Source organism: Wandonia sp. (genome assembly GCF_984588085.1).
Genome location: NZ_CFIGVI010000012.1, coordinates 79602 through 98087 on the forward strand (window position 1 = coordinate 79602; position 18486 = coordinate 98087).

An 18486-nucleotide genomic window follows, 5' to 3' on the forward strand; every position below is an offset into this window, starting at 1 on the left:
TTCGATTACATTTTGAAACAGATTCCTCCATTCAAATAGGTCTTACCATATCCCAGCTCAAGGAAAATTCCGAACTTATCTTTCGGATAGAAGCGAATCCCTGCATGTGGTCCACCATAAATCATTACCCCCACATCGCCCCCCAGATGTTTGTATCCCGATTTCGGAATTACAAATGAAGGTCCTGATCCAAGAGACAATCCGACATAGACATCCAGTTTTTCGGCAAATGTTTTCCCTGCCTTATCATTAATTAACTGTAAGAAGTGAAAATTTGAAATAATAGCAACAGGAATTCCGATACTCCAAAAGTTTGAATTTCCGCCAACTCCGTATGGCCAGGCATACCCCACTCCTAAATTATCATTCATGTTCGCCGAAAAATTAGCCCCTATTGAAAATCCTATTCCGACATACTTCCCCACTCCAAACTCTCCCTGAAAACTTAATTGTCCAGAAAGAGGTGAAATCCATCCTTTTAATCCGCTACCATCTTCAGGATATATCGACCGTAATTCAGACATTCCCAAACCAATAAGAAATTGTTTACTTCCTTTCCCTCCAAATGCCTGAGCATTTACACTCCCTACATTCACTACAGACAATAGTACTGTAGCTATCATCACCATTTTTTTGAACCCTACTTTTCTCATCTCTTTTTTCTTTGAGACAAAGTTCAGCAGATTCTCCGCTAAAAAAAGCAGGGAAAGTCCTGAATTTACTATCAGGGTTTACCCTTATATTTACAAAAAAAGGTATCTAATCAAATTAGACACCTTTCTTCTTTTAAACCGAGAAATCAGTTAAAGATCAAACTTTTTCGGAACAGAAATTAATCAAAAACCAGTACCCGGTCTATTAAAAAATTATGAGTAGAACTAATAAGAAATATCCGAATCAGATATGGTAAACACACACTCTCCTTTTCGCTTTTCAACCTTAAAGTATCTCCAATTAAATTTGTTAAGCAAATCCTTATCCAGAGACAAACCTCCGTTTTCCGACAAAATAACTACCGATTCGATAGACGTATAATGACAGGAAGTATAATCCTCTTTTAGTTCTTCCGCAAATCTTTGATCCACCTCAACAACTGTTTGTTTCTTTTTTGGAATAACCAGATTCTTCCCTCCCTTCAGTTCCAGACGAATATCATATGAAGAATCATTCTGAACAATTTTGTCAACGTGTACGCGTATGTCACAGGAAGTAATCAATAATATAAGCAATAGTAACGATAAGTATTTTTTCATCATTTAGTTTTGTAGCTTAGAGATTACACACCGTCCTACTCTTCCCTGTTTACAAACTTAGCAAGTTATCAGACAGTATACAACAGGGTAAACCCTGAAAAGAGAGTTTTAAATATATCCCTGAAGAATTGCCTGTTTTACCAATCCGGCAACATTTTTCACCTGAAACTTTAGAAATAAGTTCGATCGGTATCCTTCTATTGTTTTTTCAGATAAGAATAGTTTCTCGGCTATCTCTCGTGTAGAAAGTTCATCCTGAATCGCCTTCAGTACTTCCAACTCTCTTTTTGTAAGTTTTATTTTATCGGATTCTCCATTCATCAGGTTTGTCAGCATAGCATCGCGTATATCCTTACTAACGAACTGCTTTCCTTTTGTTATTGATTGAATAGCCTCCAGAATTTCCTCCAGTGGTGAGGACTTCGATACATAACCGGAACACCCCGCTGCCAATGCGGATTTCACTGTAAATTCATCCGTATGTGAGGACAATGCAACAATCAAGAGATCGGGATGCATTTTGCGAATTTCACTCAAAAAAGTTCTGCCGTCATCGTTTCCGAACCGGATATCCTGCAAAAGGATATCAAATTTTTCTTTCGCCAGAATTTGCTTGAGCTGTGCCAGATTTACTGCACTTTTCACCTCTAACGCTCCCAACTTATCTGTTAAAAAGCTCCTAATCCCCGATGCAATAATTTCATGATCGTCTGCTACTAATATTTTCATACACTACTGGTCAGTTATTCAAATATATGGAAATATGTGCAATTGCCCCGTTTGTTTCTTCACCTGAATCGATAGAAAATGTTCCGTTCAACAAATGCACACGTTCTTCGATAGAAGTTAAACCATTTCCTTTTTTTACCTTTTTAACATCAAATCCGACACCATTATTCTCTACTCTTATATCCAGAAGCTGATCTATAAGCGAAGTTTGAATAAATAATTCATCCGATTTAGCATGTTTGACTGCATTCTGCACAAGCTCTTGTATGATTCGAAAAAGCATCAATGTCTTTTCTGCACTTAGCATAATAGTACCGGAACCAATATGATCAAACTCAATAGACAGGTGGGGTGTTGAGTTATCTATTGCAAAACGTCGCAACGATTCAATCAACCCCAATTCTTTCATTCCTGATGGAGCCAGATTATGAGCTATTCGTCGGGTTTCTTCATGTGCACTGGAAACCTGATCCAACAGCTCCTGTTTGGTATCTGAAGAAACCGAATTATCGGATTCCAAACGATATTTAATCCCCACTAGCTGAGATGCTAATCCATCGTGTAATTCATGTCCCAGGCGTCTTCTCTCTCTTTCTTCCCCACGAATAAGCGCATCAAACATATCTTTTTCCTTCTTCGACTCAATTCGCATGATACGCTCCTTCATAACGGAGCGGTAGATCATAAATACAATCATTAATACCAAAAAAAGTATACCCGTCACTGTAATAATGTTCCACAACCGGGCAGATTCTACTTCTTTTGCGAGCAATTCAAGACGGGTACGCGTGATTTCTTTCTCTTTCTTCTCCGTATCATACTGAATGAGTAGATCATTAATTGCTTTCTGAGTCTCTGATTTATTCGTCTCCTTATAGATTTCGTGTGCTTCATTCATCAAGCGAAAAGCATCCTCATATTTTTCTACCCCGGAATAAGCATGGGCTAGCTTTCGCTTTATCGAATACAATGTGGATCTATTCTCGGTAATAGCTGCCAGTTCCAAAGCTTTTTCTCCGAAATTGACCGCTGTTTCAAAACTTTTCTGCTCTAGTGAAACTGTTAAAATCCCGATAGCATTTAACAAAACGAACTGTTGCTGATTAAATCGCTCAGCTAGAGCCAGAGATTCTTCATAATAGCGTTGGGCTTCCTGAAAATCATTTTTACTGAACTCAACTTCTCCCAGGGCATGAACCGCGATAATCAAAGCCATAAAATTCGACGACTTCCCTGCCATTTCCCGGGCTTCCAGGGCGTGTTTTTCAGCCATTTCAAACTGATCCAGTTTTGCTTCTGAAACACTCAGAACAGCCAGAATAGAAGGATAGTTAGGGTCATCGGGATAATTTCTGAGAATTTCGACTGATTCCGCTGCGTGATTATGTGCCGCTGCGTAGTCCAGCAAACTGAAAAAAACATTAGCTATATTGTTATGGATATAAGCAGCCTGCAAATCCATGCTATTCTCTTCGGCAATCTCAAGAGCTTTCTTAAAATATCGGATCGCTTCTTCATATTGCTGTTGAAGACTCAGCGATGACGCAAGTAGCGCATAAAATTTCAGAGAAGAAAGTGTATTTTTTTTCCCTTTAATAGACTGTAAAGCTGAAAAAGCTATTTGCTCAGCTTTTTCAGGATTCCCCGAAAACAAAAGGTATTTTGCTTCATTGTAATGAATCCAGTTTATCTTTTGCCCTTCACTCAGTCGCCCAGATATTTCAGTCACTTCCTTGTATACCTCACTGCTGTCTGCCTGCCCCCTTAAGAGATCAGTGAATAATTGCTCTATTCTTACCGAGTCCTGAGTTTGACTATATGTAATCTGATAAAAGCTGAATAACACGAATACGAGTATCCATTTTCCTTTTTGCATGGCGGTTTTGTTCATTTAAGGTACAATTTCAAACTTCCCTCTTGCTGTATTTCGATTCATGGCATTGTAATGCCACCATTCTGTCGGCAACTGCGAGAACCCTGCTTTTCGCATACTTTTTCTAAGAGTCAATCTGTTCTGATACTGTTCTTTTGTTAATTCTCCCGATTCCAGAAAATGACTTTCCAGTTCAGGGTAGGCTATCTTACGCATATCGTCGTATCCCGCCCCCATATCAAGAGGATTACCTTGCTTATCACACAGGGTAAGGTCTACTGCACAGGCAAAATTATGTAAAGATCCGTTTGCGGGATTTGAAACAAACTTTACCCGTTCCGAAACGGGAATAGAATCCAATAAATTCCACATTTTTTGTTGTACCCACAAAGGTCGGACACCGTCATAAATCAACATACGAAGATCAGGATGCTCTTCTTTCAGGAAAGCGTGTGCTTTACTTAACATCTTTGCGACCGTATCCTGCAAAAACACTTCCTTAAGATTTCCATAAATATTTTCTCCCAGGAAATTATCTGTTGAAGCATATTTAAGATCAATAAAAAAAGTAGAATCTATTTCCGTAACGGATGTCAAGCCAAATGAACGTAAGCGTACCCCAAGTGTATCCGGTTGAACAGGTTCGTATTCAGGGAATTCTTCCGGTTTGATCTCCAATGTTTTATTTTCAGCTCCCTTGGAAATTTCTTTCGTTGTAGCAGCATCCTCAGAAGAGGAAGCACATCCGGCAAAAACTCCCAGCAGGAGTACAAAAATTGTATCTTTACTAAAAATCGTCATCCGTGAAAAATTACAATCATATTGTCTTAGTTCGTCCCGCTAATTTCGGATATAATTTCGAAACCGCACAATCAAACCGCTTTCAAAAGCAGGTAGATGAAACGGATTTACACGAAAAAGCAATCCGGGAGTTTGATAATATGGTTGATTTATTACAGGATAATCGGTTATCTGTCAAAGTGTTTCAGGATTCAGAGACACCTTCTAAACCGGATTGTATTTTCCCTAATAACTGGATTAGTTTTCATCCGCATTATGGTATTGTCCTTTACCCTATGGAAGCGAAAAACCGTCGCTTTGAGCGAAGAACAGACATCATTGAACATATTCAAACCTTGAGCGGAAATCAGCAACTCACTGATCTGACAAATTACGAAACGGAAGGACAGTATCTGGAAGGAACAGGCTCTGTTATCTTTGACCCGGTTAATGAAGATGCCTATGCCTGTATTTCCAGCCGCACAGATGCCCGACTCTTTTCGCTACTCGCTAAAGAATTGCATAAGACACCTATTAGTTTTGAAGCTTTTGACCTAAATGGTCATCCTATCTACCATACAAATGTTATGTTATCGATCGGAGAAAATAGTGTGATTATTTGCAGCGAATCCATTACAGACCCGGTTGAACGGATTATGGTAACCGAGCGATTAAAAGCTTCCGGAAGAGTGGTTATTGAAGTTGATTTTCGTCAGATGAACCAGTTTTGTTGTAATGTACTTGAAGTTGACAATCAGAATGGAGAACCTTTTTTGATCATGTCTTCCTCTGCTTACAAGGGATTTACAAAAGAACAACTGGATCAAATCAAACAACGTGTCGGAATTATTATGGTCGATATAAGTACAATAGAAAATGTAGGGGGAGGAAGTTCCCGCTGTATGCAACTGGGTGTTAAAATCTGATATACTTTTTCACTAGATCCAAATCGCTTTCCAGTAGTGAATAGACTTCCAGACTAATAAACTCTCCATTTTTCCGTTCATAATCCCTGAGTTTTCCTTCATGCCTGAAATTCAGCTTATCCATAGCTCTTCGGCATGCAATATTCGGTGTTTCTACAAATCCTTCAATCCGGTGCAAATGCATTCTGGTAAAACCATACTCAACCAGTGCCCCCATGCCTTCCGTCATAAACCCTTTACTCCAGTATTCCGGCAAAAGCCAATACCCCACTTCAGCTTTTCTATGATCTTCAGAGTATGCATAAAATCCACCGACTCCCATAAACTCTCCGGTGTTCCTGTCACAGACCGCCCAGAAAATACCTGATCTCTCCTCAAGCGTTTTCCGGTAAAACTCCATCTGTTCGGTAGTCGCTTCAAGCGTGGTATAACTTACTCCATAAAAACGGATCACTTCGGGGTGAGAAAGTCCTTTATGAACGAAGACAATATCTTCTTCCACTATTCTCCGAAGCCACAATCGCTCTGTCCGTATTTCAGGAAACCTTTCCATTTTCTATTTTAAAAATTTACGAACCAGTTTCAACTTATTACCATAAGGCGGGTAACGAAGCGGAATATCCAACCAGGTTATTTTCTTCAGTACACTTCTTTGATGCGAAAAACAGTCAAAACTAAATTTCCCGTGGTAATTTCCCGTACCGGAATTCCCCACTCCTCCAAAAGGCAACCGGTTATTAGCTACCTGCATCACCGTTTCATTAATCCCCATCGACCCGGAGGATGTATGCTTAAGAATCTGTCTGTGCTCTTTGCTATCTTCTGAAAACAGATACAAAGCCAGAGGTTTTGGCCGGGAGTTTATGAAAGCCAGTACTTCTTCCAAATTCTTATAGGTTACAATCGGCAATACCGGACCAAAAATTTCGTCCTGCATTACCGGAGTATCCATATCCTTCACTTCAAGCAGTGCAGGAGCAATAAACCGTTCCTCTTCGATGACTTTACCACCATACAAGACGTCTGAATTTTCAATATATTTTTTAATCCGTTGTGTATGCCTTTCATTTACAATTCGAGGGAAATCAGGACTATTCTCAGCTTTTTCCCCATAGAAATGTTCAATCCAGTAAATCAAACGGTCAACGAATTGATCTTTGACTTTTTCATGAACCAGTACATAATCAGGAGCAATACAGGTTTGTCCTGCATTCAGCATTTTCCCCCAAATAATACGTTTAGCCGCTACATCTATTTTAGCTGTTTCTGTAACTACCGAAGGACTTTTCCCTCCTAATTCCAATGTAACAGGAGTAAGCATACTCGCAGCCGCTTCGGCTACAATTTGTCCTACTCTGGGACTTCCGGTAAAGAATATCTTATCCCACTTCAACTTTAGTAATGCAGCTGAAGTGTCAGCATCACCGTTGACAACTACAATGTACTTTTCATCAAATACGGATGCGATCATTTCTTCCAACACTGCTGCTGTAGTAGGAGTAAACTCGGATGGTTTGATAACAGCTGTATTTCCTGCTGAAATCGCACCAATAAGCGGCATCATTACCAACTGAAACGGGTAATTCCACGGAGCAATAATTAAAGTGTTTCCAAATGGTTCGGGAACAATCCTACTCGATGACCAAAAATTAACGACCTGATTCGTAGAAACTCTTTCTCCCCTACTCCATTTCTCCACATTCCTGATATGAAACCGCAACTCTTCATACACCAATCCAATTTCAGCAGCATACGATTCAAAGCCTGACTTCCCAAGATCCTTTCTTAACCCTTCGATGATACGGGACTCGTACGTTTTAACTGCACCCTGCAATTTTTTCAAGGCATTTTTCCGAAAGTCAACCTCCTGTGTTGTTCCTGAATAGAAAAAATCAGATTGTTGTTTTTTAAGTGCGGTAAAATCCAGTTGTGCCATCGTTTTTTTCTTTTTCCGAATATATTACTCCTCTATACAATATACAATTATTCCGGCAGGAAAAAAAGCAGAAATCACACTAAAGAAAGATCTTTCCGAAAAAGAATCATATAAACACCAAAAGATCAGGATAATTTGTTTCTACCCGAAAACGGCTTTCCTTTTTTCATTAGTATTGCAACATGTTTACCTGGATATCGGCACTTTTTCTGATACTTGCCCTAATAGCGGAAATATTAGGAACTATAGGAGGTTTTGGTTCTTCTGTTTTTTTTGTCCCCTTTGCCGGATTCTTTTTTGATTTTCACAATGTTTTAGGTCTTACCGCACTGTTTCACCTCTCCAGTAATCTTAGTAAAATTGCTTTGTTCAGAAAAGGTCTCAACAAACGCCTTTTGCTAGACATTGGAATCCCCTCAGTAATTTTTGTGATCATTGGCGGGTTGCTCAGTAATTTCTTTAATGCCACTTTTTTAACGATCGCTCTGGGACTGTTTCTGGTAGTTTTCGGAGCCCTATTTTTACTCCGTCCGAAACTGGTTATTCCTCCCAAAAAGTACCCTAGTATTGCCGGAGGGGCTATTTCAGGATTCTCAGCAGGACTTTTAGGTACAGGAGGAGCCATCAGGGGATTAACGATGGCTGCGTTTAACCTTGAGAAAAGTGTATTTATTGCCACATCAGCAGCGATAGATCTGGCCATTGACTTTACCCGATCTATTGTTTACGTATCAAGTGGATATGTAAATAAAAGTCATCTGATCTATATCCCTTTTCTTATTCTCATCGGGTTAGGTGGAACGTACATCGGAAAACGAATACTTGTTCATATCTCGCAAGAAAACTTCAAACGATTCTCACTTATTCTTATCGTAATCATTGGAATTATAAGTATTTTGGGAATCATTTTCAACTGGAAAATCGATCTGTAATCATGAAACAGGAAGACATTATTTTTTTCAAAGACAAATTAAATGACCGTTGCAAAACGGACATCGATACACTTGAAAATTACGGACATGACGAAACAGAAAATCTTGTTTTCCTGCCTTCTGTTGTGCTCATTCCCGAATCAACAGAGGAAGTATCGGAAATACTTCGCTACTGCAATACCCATCTGATTCCGGTAACCCCCAGTGGAGCCAGAACGGGACTCAGCGGAGGTGCACTTCCTGTAAAAGGCGGTGTTTTACTATCGATGGAACGTTTTTCAAAGATTATATCTATTGATGAGAATAATCTTCAGGTCACAACTGAACCGGGGGTTATTACTGAAGTATTGCAAAATACCGTAGCTGAAAAAGGTTTGTTTTACCCTCCAGACCCGGCGAGTAAAGGTTCCTGTTTTATTGGCGGAAACATCTCCGAAAACAGTGGAGGTCCTAAAGCCGTAAAATATGGTGTAACTGCCGATTATGTGCTTAATCTAGAAGTTGTCTTACCCTCGGGGGAAGTCATCTGGACAGGGGCTAACGTTCTGAAAAATGCTACCGGATATAATCTCACTCAGTTAATCGTCGGAAGCGAAGGCACGTTAGGTATTGTGACGAAAATTGTACTTCGATTACTCCCCAAACCAACAAAGGATTTATTGATGCTGGTTCCGTTTTTCAGTGCTGAAAAAGCCTGTGCTGCCGTACCTGAAATTTTTAAAGCAGGAGTAATCCCCTCAGCGATGGAATTCATGGAGCGGGATGCTATCGACTGGACGCTTAAATTTGTCGATGATCTGTCTATTTCTATACAGCCGGAACATCAGGCACATCTCTTAATTGAAGTGGATGGTTGGGATGAATCTGTATTGCTGAATGATTGTGAAAGGATTGCAGAAGTGGTCACAAACTTTGATTGTGATGAAATTCTCTTTGCAGAGACGCAGGCTCAAAAAGATAGTCTATGGAAGCTAAGAAGAAAGGTCGGAGAAGCAGTAAAATCACACTCCGTTTACAAGGAAGAAGATACGGTAGTACCCCGATATGAATTACCTCGTTTATTAAAAGGAGTCAAAGAAATAGGTGATACATACGGTTTCAAATCGGTTTGCTACGGACACGCAGGAGATGGTAATTTACATGTAAATATTATTAAAGGAGACCTTGACGAACGAACCTGGAAAGAAGAATTGCCTATGGCTATTCGCGAAATCTTTGAACTTACCGTGCAACTTGGCGGAACAATTTCCGGAGAACATGGAATAGGATGGGTGCAGAAAGAATATATGGACATTGCATTTGGAAAAACAGAACTTCAACTAATGCGCAGTATCAAACAACTTTTTGATCCTAATAACATTTTGAACCCAGGTAAAATCTTCCCGGACTCTCCTGAAAATCAATAGAAAAAACACGTTTTACTTCAGAAAATCAGCAAGTTAACGCATTTTAATCAACCGGAAAAATATACAAAAAACGAATTAACAACCACATATCAACCCTGTTAATTCTACCCGGATTTGTGAAAAAAAAATTTTGTTGTGATTTTTACCACAGTTAATTATCTTTAGAAAATACAAATCCACTGAACAAAGACTAAAGGAATTGGTTTTCATTAGGAAGACTTCTTCATGGCAGAACTATGTCCTTTATTATAGATCGATCTCTAATATGAGTAAAATAAAAAATAGTAACTCAGCTGATTTTTCACAAAAATCGGTTTTATTCCAACCCTCCGAATTATCAACGGTTATTCAATCCCTTTCTTCCATTTGTAACACACCTTTGTCTTTTATTGTTTCCCTCTCTGGCGGAAAAAAAGATGTACTCATAATGAACGGGGCAAAAGGAATTTCAACAGATACATCCTTTCTCAATCACCCTCTGTTTACCATTGAAGAAATTACCCTAGAAATTGAACAGGACGGAAGTCTCTTGTCTGCCATCCCCTTAACCATAAATGGTATTCTCGTTTCTTTTTTTGCAGGAATCCCTTTATTTAATTCGGATAGGCAAATCCAGGCTATTCTTTGTACCGTAGATAAAAATGTGCGGGAATTAAATGCATCACAACTTGAATTGATGAAAACACTGAAAAAACAAGCCGAGGCAATTATGCAGCTGAATAGCGATCTGAAGAAAAAGGAAGAGACGATCAAAAGATTAAACCATACAATAAGTATTCTTAATGAATCCCAACAATTAAACAAAATTGGTAGCTGGACACTTGATATTGATTCAGGCAAAACTAAATGGACAGAAGAGGTCTACAGGATTCATGAAGTCCCATTGGATTTTGATCATAATAAAGTAAAAGGGATTGAGTTTTATCATCCCGATGACAGAGAAACCATAACTAATGTAATTACACACTCTATACAAACAGGAGATCCTTTTGATGTAACCTGTCGTTTCATTACCGCCAAAGGTTTTTTGAAGTGGGTACGATCTACCGGAAGAAAAGTAGTTGATGAGAACGGAAAAGCTTTTTTGCGCGGTTCTTTTCAGGACATTACTGAGATCAAACAAAATGAACTTAAATATAAAGGAATTTTTAATTCCTCCTTCTCTTTCATCGGATTCCTGAACCCAAAAGGAATTCTCCTCGACGTAAATCATACTGCTCTCTTGATGGCTGATATTGAACGAGAAGAGGTTGTCGGGAAATATTTCTGGGAATGCTACTGGTGGCAAATTTCAGATGACTTACAGGTAAATCTTAAAAAGAACATTGACCGGGTAGTTAAAGAAAAAAAGGAAGTAGTCGAGGAAGTTAAAGTCTGGATAGCAAACAAACAACCTATTACTATATTGTTTAGCCTTCGTCCGATTCTTGACACGAACAGTAATGTTGTATACATCATACCTGAAGGACGTCCCATTCAGGAGATTGTAGATGTTAGAAATCGAAATCAATCTATTATCGAAGGTACTCATGCAGGTACCTGGGAATGGAATGTCCAGACGGGGGAAGCAGTTATGGATGAACGTTGGGCGGAAATAGTAGGTTACACACTGGAAGAACTGGAACCCATCAGTATCCGGACCTGGCAAAAGCTAGTGCATCCGGAAGACAGGGAAAAGTCGACTCGACAACTTCAGAACTGTTTTAACAATAAAGTAAAATTCTATGAGATAGAAGTCCGTATGAAACATAAGGGCGGTCATTGGGTTTGGGTACATGACCGGGGAAAAGTCTTCAGCTGGACATCAGATGGAAAACCACTTATGATGTATGGAACCCATCAGGACATCACCACTCGAAAAAATATTGAAGAAGAGTTACGGATTAGTGAAGAAGCGTTCAGAGGTAATTTTGAGAATGCGGCTATAGGAATGGCACTTCTTAATGAACAAGGACAATGGCTAAAAGTCAATAAGCGCGTTTCTGAAATTGTCGGGTATTCAGAAGAAGAGCTAATGAACCTAACTTTTCAGGATATTACGCATCCTGAGGATTTAGAAATTGACCTAACCCTTTTACAGGAATTAGTAGCAGGAAAACGAGATCATTATCAGATGGAAAAACGCTATTTCCACAAGGAAGGTCATATTGTCAATATTATACTCGCTGTTTCCAAAGTCAGCAATACAAAAGGAGATATCCTCTATTTTATCTCACAAATTATAGACATCAGTGAGTTAAAGCAAGCTGAATACAACCTTTCTAAGGCTCTCGCAAAGAACAAAGCTATTTTAGACGCCAGTACTCAGGTTGCAATAATCAGTACTAATGTGGAGGGGACAATAGAAGAATTTAACGATGGTGCTGTTAATATGCTGGGGTATAAAGCCGACGAAGTGGTGGGCAAACATACCCCCCGTATTTTTCTTTCCGAGAAGGAACTGGATTCTGGTTTGGAATCTTCCGGGAAAGAAGAAGCCTGTCTTATCGAAAAACATCTTGAACGTGTCACCCAAGGACAATCGGATAAAATCGAGTCCTATTTCAAACATAAAGACGGAAGAATATTCCCTGTTTTGCTCTCGATGACAGGAATTCGGCAGGGTTACAAACAAACCGGTTTTCTTTGGGTAGCTGTTGACATCAGCCCGTTGAAATCTGCTCAGAAAAAACTGGAACAGAAAAATGAAGAGTTAGAACAATTTGCCTACGTAGCCGCCCATGATCTCCAGGAACCGCTGCGGGTAATTTCAGGATATTTATCTCTGCTCCAGAAAAAATACGCTCAGGAACTGGATGAAAAGGCGAATCAGTATATTGATATTACCATAGACGGTGCCACGCGTATGAAAACGCTTATCAATGATATTCTTGATTACTCAAAAGCTGATATTACAGAGTATATTGATATAGATTTAAACTCACTGGTTAAAAAAATTGTCTCCATATACGGCAATAGTATAAGAAACAGTATGATGTCTATAACAGTAGAAGATCTTCCTGTTATCTCAGGTGATGAAACTTCGATGAGTCAACTTTTCACAAACCTTATTGGAAACGGATTAAAGTACCAAAATGAGAATACCACTCCCGAAATAAAAATTAGTGCAGAAGAGAAAGAAAATTTGTGGGAAATCAGGGTCGCTGACAACGGAATTGGTATTGACCCCAAGCATTACAAAAGAGTATTCGAAATTTTCAAGCGATTGCATTCTAAATCAGAATATCCCGGTACAGGAATAGGATTGGCAACCTGTAAAAAAATTATCACCAGTTATGGAGGAAAAATATGGATCGAACCCAATATTCCGCACGGAAGCGTATTTGTCTTTACCCTTCCTAAGAAATAATTACATAACTTTATATAAAAACACACTATGAAAAAACTGGATATCTTACTTGTTGAAGACAGTGAGCATGATATTATGTTCATTGAAGAAGCACTTCATGATGCCGAGGTGATTAATCATCTTGTCTCAGTACGGAATGGTGAGGAAGCTCTTAATTTTTTGCATAAAAAACCACCCTACACAGATGCCAAACTTCCAGATTTAATACTACTTGACATCAATATGCCTGTAATGGATGGTTTTGAAACATTAGAGAGAATTAAATCGGATTACGAAACGAAACATATTCCGGTTATCATGCTTACAACGTCATCCCGAAAAGAAGATATTGTTAGAGCTTATAAAGAACTAACCAGTTCATACATTATAAAACCCTACGATATTTTTGAACTGGAAAAAGTAGCCGGGGAGATTAAAGAATACTGGTTAAAGACTGTACGATTGCCGAATAAAGATACCTGAGCCAGTATTATCGGGCTAAACCATTTGCCAGCTTTTCTTTACCTTCTTTTGAAAACAGAGTTCTACCTGAACTGTAACAAACCTCTTTCCTACGTTTTGGGGCATTCTATAACTCAGAAAATTAATTCTAAACCGTAATTTGTACCCAGAGTTTATTATTTTCACGTTTTCTACCCAATTCGGAAATTAATATTAGTTACTAATGGTTCGTTATATTCTCATTTTATTTCTCGTGTTAGGTGTCCGGGACATTTCCGCTCATCAATTTCATGTAGCACTGGCAAAGACGGTCTACAATGAAAAAGACAAAGCTATGGAAGTCACTATAGAAGCCGAAGCGCACGATATCGAACACTGGCTGGAAGATAAAGGAATTAAAGCAGGACATCTTGAAATGATAGAACGCAACTCGGATCTATGGAAAAAAATGTCAAAAGAAATTCTGGCGAATTTCGGAGCAACTACAGACAAACAAAAACTTGTGTTTTATGTTGTTGGTATTGAAGTAGTCCGGGACGGAAGAGTATTTATCTATGTCTATGCCGAACGTGTAGAACCTTTCAATGAGATTACATGGAACTTCAGTTTACTTATGGATCATGATGATTCTCAGCAAAACAAACTGGAAATGAAATGGAAAAGTAAAAAGTATTATGCTGTTTTTCTCCATACTAAACGAACGGCAACTATAAAAATCAAAGACAAATGAAGCTAGTTTACACCTTGTTGTTTCTCTCTTGTTCCGGTCTTTTGTGGGCACAGGAATGGGATGATAAATTTAAACAAATAGACAACCTGCTACCTACACCCAATGTATATCGAACTGCATCCGGAGCTCCCGGGCATCAATATTACCAGCAAAAAGCGGATTACAAAATCAAACTGGAACTGGATGATGAAAAACAACTTATACGAGGAGAGGAAATAATTACATATACCAATAATTCTCCTGATCCACTGGAATACTTATGGTTGCAATTGGATCAAAATGTCCGGGCACAACATTCACACTCGAAACTGATTAGTGTCGATAATATGGAAAGTTTCAAGGGTATTAATAACCTTGAACGAAAAATGTTTGAATTTGACGGTGGGTTTAAAATTGAATGGATTAAGTCCATGAACAATGAGGATCTCAGTTATGCGATTAACCAGACAATGTTACGGATTGATCCCAAAACACCTCTTAAACCGGGAGGTACGCTTACATTCAAAGTAAAATGGTGGTACAACATCAATGACCGGATGAAGGTAGGTGGTCGCTCCGGATACGAATATTTTGAGGAGGAAGACAATTACCTGTATACTATTGCCCAGTTTTTTCCCAGAATGTGTGTGTACGATGACGTGAACGGCTGGCAGAATAAACAATTCCTTGGGAGAGGTGAATTTACCTTACCTTTTGGTGATTATGAAGTTGAAATTACAGTTCCTGCGGATCATGTTGTTGCAGCAACAGGAGAGCTTCAAAATGCAAACGCTGTTCTGACATCCCAACAAAGAGAGCGACTAAAAAAGGCCGCAGAAGCTTACGAAAAGCCTGTCTTTATAATAACCGATAAAGAAGCGGAAGAAAATGAACAAGGAAAAGCTTCCGGAAAAAAGAAATGGATTTTTAAAGCACAGAATGTACGCGATTTTGCCTTTGCTTCTTCCAGAAAATTCATCTGGGATGCGATGACTGTCAAACAGGAGAATAAAAATGTACTTGCCATGTCCTTTTATCCCAAGGAAGGGAACCCGCTTTGGGAGAAATATTCAACTCGTATTGTTGCCCATACGCTAAATGTATATTCCAACTATACTTTTGACTATCCTTATCCGGTAGCAATTTCTGTGCATTCCCGTCACATCGGAATGGAATACCCGATGATCTGTTTCAACGGTGGCCGCCCGGAGCCGGACGGAACATATTCCGAACGTGTCAAATACGGAATGCTGACAGTTATTATTCACGAAGTTGGTCACAACTACTTTCCTATGATTGTTAATTCGGACGAGCGTCAATGGACCTGGATGGATGAAGGGCTTAATACCTTTTTACAATATCTCACCGAACAGGAATGGGAAAGAGGATATCCTTCCAGAAGAGGACCTGCCCATAAAATTACAGACTATATGGCCGGAGATAAATCAACGCTCTCTCCTATTATGACCAATAGCGAATCTATTTGGCAGTTTGGAAATAATGCTTACGGAAAACCGGCTACCGCTTTAAATATTCTTCGCGAAACGATCATGGGGCGTGAATTATTCGATTTTGCATTCAAAACGTATGCTCGTCGCTGGATGTTTAAACACCCAACTCCTGCAGATTTTTTCCGAACAATGGAAGATGCTTCGGCAGTTGATCTGGACTGGTTCTGGAGAGGATGGTTCTTTACTACCGATCATGTGGACATTGCTATTTCCAATGTGAAATGGTATACTCTTAATACGGAAAATCCCGAAGTGGAATCCGAATGGAGGCGAACGCATGATCAGCAACAGGATATTCATGTAGGCGATATTCGTAACCAAAGTGACATTGAAGAAACGCAAACCGAAAAGTACCCGGAACTGAACGATTTTTATAATTTGAAAGATCCGTATGCTATTTCACCTTTGGATACGGAAGAATATGCTGAACTCCTCAGCAAGCTGACTCCCGAACAGGAGAAACTGCTCAACAGTAATCTCAACTTTTATGAGTTGGAATTTGAGAATATCGGAGGACTGGTTATGCCGTTGATCCTTCAACTGAACTATGCGGACGGAAGCAGTGAAGTGCGTTATATTCCTGCCGAAATCTGGCGTTTTAAATCAGATGTGATTACAAAAGTATTCATTACTGAAAAAGAAGTAAAACACTTCCGACTGGATCCTTTCCTGGAAACAGCAGACACTGAATTAAGTAATAATTCATGGCCACGGGAAGTACGTCAATCCCGTTTCCAGATGTTCCGGGAGAAACAATTGCAAGAAAATGAAATGCAACGGGACAAAAGAGCTAAAGAGATGAAGTAAAGTAAAAAGCGGGATGAAAAAATTCACCCCGCTTTTTTTGTAGTATTTTATGGATTGCTTAATGACTCAGTTCACCCTGAACATAATCTTCAAGATAAGCAAAAGCCGGCATTAATTTACCGTCCAATGTTGTCTCAGTTGCTCTTTCGATAATACGATCCGGATCACTTTCTCCCAATAATGCCGGGAATACGTTATTCAACATAGCCTCTCCGAAAAATTCGGAAGCATCACGTGGTAATTCACAAGGCAGATTATCAATTGCCATTACAGCTATCACACCTTCTTTTGTATAATCATCTTCCGTCTCCGAAACAGGATTATATCCATAGATCGGATCAGCAACCGTCGACGGACGAAGTGTACATCCTACCGGACCATCAATATCAGCTGAAATATCAGCGACAACAGACAAGCGATTCTCCGGATCTTTGAAATCTTCACGGGTGGCTATGAAAGGAGCTTTTTCAGACCAGTAATGACAAGAAGCATAAACGTCCGCTGTCTTCATGTATCTTGGGAATGTCGATACAAAGCCCGAAGGATCATCATAAAATTGCTGACGGATAAATGTCTTTCCATCTTCCCTGTCATAATAATCTTCAACATTCAACTGTGTAAATACAGGTTCGTCGAATGACTTTTCCAGAAAATCAACCGGTGACACTTCCTGAACAGGTAATAGTTGTAATACTTCACGAGCCCCATGCCCTACTCTTCCGAAACCAGTCAAAACCATCTTAAAGTTGGCAGGTAATACCACATGTTCCAGCTCTTTTTCCATCTCAGCCCGATCGAAGCAGGTATGCGCAGGTTTCAGATCAAATGTTCCGGTTTTCAATCCGTAAGTTCTGAATGCATTATAACAACCTACAATTCCCGCGTATCTTCCAAATCCGATTATACGTTGATTATTTTTATCTTTCAATACTTCATAATCAATCAATCGAATCCTTTTGTCAAGAATCGTCCGCAACAAACTTCGGTTATAGGGTTGTTTTTTAAACGTATGTGAAAAAAACAGGTATGTCTTACCGGGAATTAATTGCTCAACCGGCACCTCTTTTACTCCAATCAAAAGGGAACATTCTGAAATATCCGATGAAACAGTTATTCCTTCATTACGGTATTCATCATCACTATAGGCTCTAATTTCACTAGGTTCAATTGTAATTTCAACGTTCGGGAAGCGCTTTTTAACCTCAACACATTGTTTGGGTGTCAAAGGAACCCTGCGATCCGGGGGAACTTTTCCCTCTCTGATAACTCCTATATGAATTGTAGCCATTTTTGTTTGAATTTAGAGCAAAAATAGTGAAGTTTTCCTCATTAGGGAGAACCGTTTATGTAATATTTTCAACCGGTTAATGTTTAGTTAATTTTGGTCCTTTCCGGTTCAAATTTCGTATCTTTGTTAAAAGTTCTTTGAGGGGCCGACTTGGATTTGACTGCGGATGCGGTGAAATAGTGTCAGCATGCCGAGCATTGGGTTGTGGCTCGTTAATATCATGGCTCAAACTATAATTGACAATACGTCATACGCTCTCGCTGCTTAATAACGGAATGTTATTGCGCTTAATCCACTCTGAAGTACAGTAAGAGGGACGAGTTGTCTCACCAGGTCCATCGCCTTATTGGATAGGAATCTGAGACATCATTAAAATAAGGCTGGTACGGTCATTACTTCGTTGATCGTATGAGAGTTTAGAAGATAAGCTGGAGGACAGGGTGTTTGTGTCCGGTTTCCAGTCGAAAAACAATCACAAAATAAGCATGTAGAAAGCTGTGGCACTCTTCGTTGGGACGAGGGTTCGAACCCCTCCGGCTCCACTAA

General features: G+C 39.3%; 15 protein-coding genes and 1 other RNA gene. 8 read left to right on the forward strand and 8 right to left on the reverse strand.

Annotated elements, in window-relative coordinates:
* Nucleotides 1-5: 5 nt before the first annotated feature.
* The 5 genes from AC4PL9_RS07080 to AC4PL9_RS07100 all read right to left on the reverse strand — a co-directional run bounded on the left by AC4PL9_RS07080 (nt 6) and on the right by AC4PL9_RS07100 (nt 4656).
* Nucleotides 6-653, reverse strand: coding sequence for a hypothetical protein (locus tag AC4PL9_RS07080; protein ID WP_491604050.1), 648 nt, complete (start codon nt 651-653; stop codon nt 6-8).
* Between the two features lie 225 nt (nt 654-878).
* Nucleotides 879-1253: a hypothetical protein gene (locus tag AC4PL9_RS07085; RefSeq protein WP_491604051.1), complete on the reverse strand. Its 375-nt coding sequence runs from the start codon at nt 1251-1253 to the stop codon at nt 879-881.
* 108 nt (nt 1254-1361) lie between these two features.
* Nucleotides 1362-1982 (reverse strand): response regulator, encoded by a 621-nt coding sequence (locus tag AC4PL9_RS07090; RefSeq protein ID WP_491604052.1) that lies wholly within the window; start codon nt 1980-1982, stop codon nt 1362-1364.
* Nucleotides 1983-1992: 10 nt separating this feature from the next.
* Nucleotides 1993-3873 (reverse strand): tetratricopeptide repeat-containing sensor histidine kinase, encoded by a 1881-nt coding sequence (locus tag AC4PL9_RS07095; RefSeq protein ID WP_491604053.1) that lies wholly within the window; start codon nt 3871-3873, stop codon nt 1993-1995.
* Nucleotides 3874-4656: a M15 family metallopeptidase gene (locus tag AC4PL9_RS07100; protein WP_491604054.1), complete on the reverse strand. Its 783-nt coding sequence runs from the start codon at nt 4654-4656 to the stop codon at nt 3874-3876.
* A 2-nt stretch (nt 4657-4658) separates the two neighbouring features.
* Between AC4PL9_RS07100 and ctlX the strand changes: the two genes are divergently transcribed.
* Nucleotides 4659-5561, forward strand: coding sequence for a citrulline utilization hydrolase CtlX (gene ctlX / locus AC4PL9_RS07105; RefSeq protein WP_491604055.1), 903 nt, complete (start codon nt 4659-4661; stop codon nt 5559-5561).
* On the opposite strand, the gene AC4PL9_RS07110 is transcribed toward ctlX, so the two are convergent.
* Nucleotides 5551-6114: a GNAT family N-acetyltransferase gene (locus AC4PL9_RS07110; RefSeq protein ID WP_491604056.1), complete on the reverse strand. Its 564-nt coding sequence runs from the start codon at nt 6112-6114 to the stop codon at nt 5551-5553. The two genes, ctlX and AC4PL9_RS07110, sit on opposite strands and share 11 nt — an antisense overlap.
* A 3-nt stretch (nt 6115-6117) precedes the next feature.
* The gene (locus AC4PL9_RS07115) at nt 6118-7497 is read right to left on the reverse strand and encodes an aldehyde dehydrogenase (RefSeq protein ID WP_491604057.1); all 1380 of its coding nucleotides are present in this window, start codon (nt 7495-7497) and stop codon (nt 6118-6120) included.
* Between the two features lie 182 nt (nt 7498-7679).
* Between AC4PL9_RS07115 and AC4PL9_RS07120 the strand changes: the two genes are divergently transcribed.
* The 6 genes from AC4PL9_RS07120 (at nt 7680) to AC4PL9_RS07145 (ending at nt 16652) form a co-directional block, all read left to right on the forward strand.
* On the forward strand, nt 7680-8429 hold the full coding sequence (locus tag AC4PL9_RS07120) for a sulfite exporter TauE/SafE family protein (protein ID WP_491604058.1): 750 nt from the start codon (nt 7680-7682) through the stop codon (nt 8427-8429).
* 2 nt (nt 8430-8431) lie between these two features.
* Nucleotides 8432-9835 carry an FAD-binding oxidoreductase gene (locus AC4PL9_RS07125; RefSeq protein WP_491604059.1) on the forward strand — a complete coding sequence of 468 codons (1404 nt, stop codon included), beginning with the start codon at nt 8432-8434 and terminating at the stop codon, nt 9833-9835.
* Nucleotides 9836-10100: 265 nt separating this feature from the next.
* A complete protein-coding gene (locus AC4PL9_RS07130) occupies nt 10101-13184 on the forward strand; it encodes a PAS domain S-box protein (RefSeq protein ID WP_491604060.1) in 3084 nt (1027 codons plus the stop codon).
* Between the two features lie 27 nt (nt 13185-13211).
* Entirely contained in the window at nt 13212-13646 is a 435-nt protein-coding gene (locus AC4PL9_RS07135) for a response regulator (RefSeq protein WP_491604061.1), read from the forward strand.
* Between the two features lie 202 nt (nt 13647-13848).
* Nucleotides 13849-14355 carry a DUF6702 family protein gene (locus AC4PL9_RS07140; RefSeq protein ID WP_491604062.1) on the forward strand — a complete coding sequence of 169 codons (507 nt, stop codon included), beginning with the start codon at nt 13849-13851 and terminating at the stop codon, nt 14353-14355.
* Nucleotides 14352-16652 (forward strand): M1 family metallopeptidase, encoded by a 2301-nt coding sequence (locus AC4PL9_RS07145; RefSeq protein ID WP_491604063.1) that lies wholly within the window; start codon nt 14352-14354, stop codon nt 16650-16652. The genes AC4PL9_RS07140 and AC4PL9_RS07145 overlap by 4 nt, the downstream gene beginning before the upstream one ends.
* Before the next feature lie 58 nt (nt 16653-16710).
* On the opposite strand, the gene AC4PL9_RS07150 is transcribed toward AC4PL9_RS07145, so the two are convergent.
* Nucleotides 16711-17940, reverse strand: coding sequence for an NAD(P)-dependent oxidoreductase (locus tag AC4PL9_RS07150; RefSeq protein ID WP_491604064.1), 1230 nt, complete (start codon nt 17938-17940; stop codon nt 16711-16713).
* A gap of 141 nt (nt 17941-18081) precedes the next feature.
* On the opposite strand from AC4PL9_RS07150, the gene ssrA reads away from it, so the two are divergent.
* Nucleotides 18082-18485, forward strand: a transfer-messenger RNA (tmRNA) gene (gene ssrA, locus AC4PL9_RS07155).
* The last annotated feature ends 1 nt before the right edge of the window (nt 18486 follow it).